This is a genomic window from Nostoc sp. KVJ3 (assembly GCF_026127265.1).
In the GTDB taxonomy this organism is placed as follows: domain Bacteria; phylum Cyanobacteriota; class Cyanobacteriia; order Cyanobacteriales; family Nostocaceae; genus Nostoc.
Genome location: NZ_WWFG01000002.1, coordinates 3,342,797 through 3,345,083, shown reverse-complemented (window position 1 = coordinate 3,345,083; position 2,287 = coordinate 3,342,797). Strand labels below are relative to the sequence as shown.

At 40.3% G+C, this 2,287-nt stretch carries 2 protein-coding genes; one reads left to right on the top strand and one right to left on the bottom strand.

Annotated features, from left to right (window positions below; genetic code table 11):
- Positions 1-351 precede the first annotated feature (351 nt).
- Entirely contained in the window at positions 352-573 is a 222-nt protein-coding gene (locus GTQ43_RS30435; protein ID WP_265276358.1) for a hypothetical protein, read from the top strand.
- A 3-nt stretch (positions 574-576) separates the two neighbouring features.
- On the opposite strand, the gene GTQ43_RS30430 is transcribed toward GTQ43_RS30435, so the two are convergent.
- Entirely contained in the window at positions 577-2,262 is a 1,686-nt protein-coding gene (locus tag GTQ43_RS30430; protein WP_265276357.1) for an alpha/beta hydrolase, read from the bottom strand.
- Positions 2,263-2,287 lie beyond the last annotated feature (25 nt).

Below are 2,287 nucleotides of genomic sequence, written 5' to 3'. Positions count from 1 at the left end.
GGTTTTTTGCATAAAGGTGGTGTACAGTGACAAATCTCGTACAACTTTTTGACTGTCCCGTTGTGTTGATATCTCCATTGAAACTGCAACTCAAAGACATTGGATACCAAATTGCCAAAATTGTTCAGGGTATTCTCCCATACTCCACCTCCAGAAGCGTCAATAATTTCTCTTCCACAGCCGTTAGATAACGTGAGTTCGACGGGTATAAAAGCCAAAAAAGCTTGCTAGATATGAATTTGCTTAACTGGGCAGGCGAAGTGCGATCGCTACGATTGATTGAGAATCAGCAAAAAAGTCACAAAAAAATGCCGAGACTAATAATATCTAACAAAAATAAGGGTCTCGGCTATGTCTACCATGATATCTCGCCTCGACATTACGCAAATTTTCTGCGACGTAGATGATTTCTGTAACCAATGGGAAAATCTCTGGCAGAAAGTACCACAATTGCCATCGACAACAGGAGAAAGGCGCAGCACTTCCCGAATGCATCATTCAGTTGTGATGACAATAGTCATCGCATTTCATGGCAGTGGATATAAGACTTTCAAGGAATACTTAATTATTTAATTCTCATTTCTGATGAACTAATCCTTGGGGAAATCCTGGTGGTAGCGACTTGACGAAATAGACCTTGACTGGTTCATCTAGATTTGAGTTCTTCACATAAGATGTACTGAGAAAAGGACGATATTGAGTCTGGTGAGCAAGATATACTTTCATGAAAGCTGTACTAAAAGCCTGAAAATGAATGCGTCCCAATTCTGGGTCACGTCCAGAGAAACTGTTAGAAGATGGTAAAATTACGCTACTCACACCAGCAATCAAATCGGTATGAGTCCCTTTGTCACCAATACCCAAATACTTTTCTTTGGTAGTCAACCAAGAAAATGCTTGTACTTGTTCCAACAAGACGGGAGTAACCGTGTCTGAGGCTCCGCCAGCAATGACTACAGGAATTTCGATTCGGCTCATACCTGCTTGCCCAAGAATACTACTAGTAATTGGATTCAGAGCAATCACAGCTTTAACTCGGCGATCGCGTAAATCTAGGTTACTTAAGTTTTGTTGGATCTGTTCATAATCAGGAGAGTTTTTTCCCAGTGCTAAAGCACGACACTGCAACAACAACGACATATTGACCGAATCGGGTTCAGATTTACAATCTTTGTGCAACTGATTAATATTGATATGTGCGCCAGCTAAGACTAAGGCTGTGTAACCACCAAAAGATTGTCCAATCACACCAACTTGTTGAACGTTGATTTTTCCTTGTAGCCAGGGATCAGATGTTGAACGCTGCTCTAATTGATTAAGCACAAAAGTTACATCTAAAGGTCGGTCAATTAATTCTGTGTCTGCAAATACTTGTTGGCTTTTCCCTGTGAGTAGTGCTTCCATTTGCAGAGAATCACTACCAGGATGCTGAGGAACAACAACAGCAAATCCATAGGATGCTAAATTTTCTGCCAAGTAAGCAAAGCTCTCGCGATCGGAACCTAGTCCATGAGAAATAACTACAACTGGTGCAGGTGTTTGACTTTTAGGTAAATAGATATCTGTCTGAATGACTCTAGTTTTAATACTTCCAGTCAGGGATTTACGATTAGTATCCACAAAGGCGATCGCTCTCTTCTCCCAAGTGAACGATCCTGACTTGTTGTATAACTCCGGTAATTTTGAGATATCTACAGGTGGTTCAGTCGATATTTCTGTATTAGACTGTTGCTCAATTACAGAGAGAGCTTGACTTGTCTCCTTGTTTAGAGTAGAAAGTTTATTCATCAGTGCGAAAAGCTCTTGGGAGTTAATCCGAATACTCTGTGAAGGGAAGTAGCGCATCGTATTCAGGAGTGTTAATCCCTCTGGATCAGCCGCCGCTAGAATCAACGCCGCACGAATTGCATAAAAACCGTTTTGTCTTGAATCTGTTTGAATCAATTCACCCGCAGATTTTAACATCGATTCTCCAATTTCTGAATAGAGAAATTGAGAGACTGCTACGGAATTTAATTTTTGTTTTTCAGTCAAAACCTGACGCAGTTGAGCAATATCCTCTGGTTTGAGGTACTTTTTATATGATGCTAGTTCACTGCTAATTTTACCTTCTTGAGCATAAGTTTTTAAATCAGTAACAGGAAGAGAAAATTCTAAAAGACTGTAAGAAAATTTTATTTGTTCAGCACCGAGGGCTGGCATCATTCCCATACTCAACAGCCCGATAGTAGTACCGACCCAAGCAGGAATTTTAAGTTTCATAGCATGGTGTGAATGAGTAATTTGA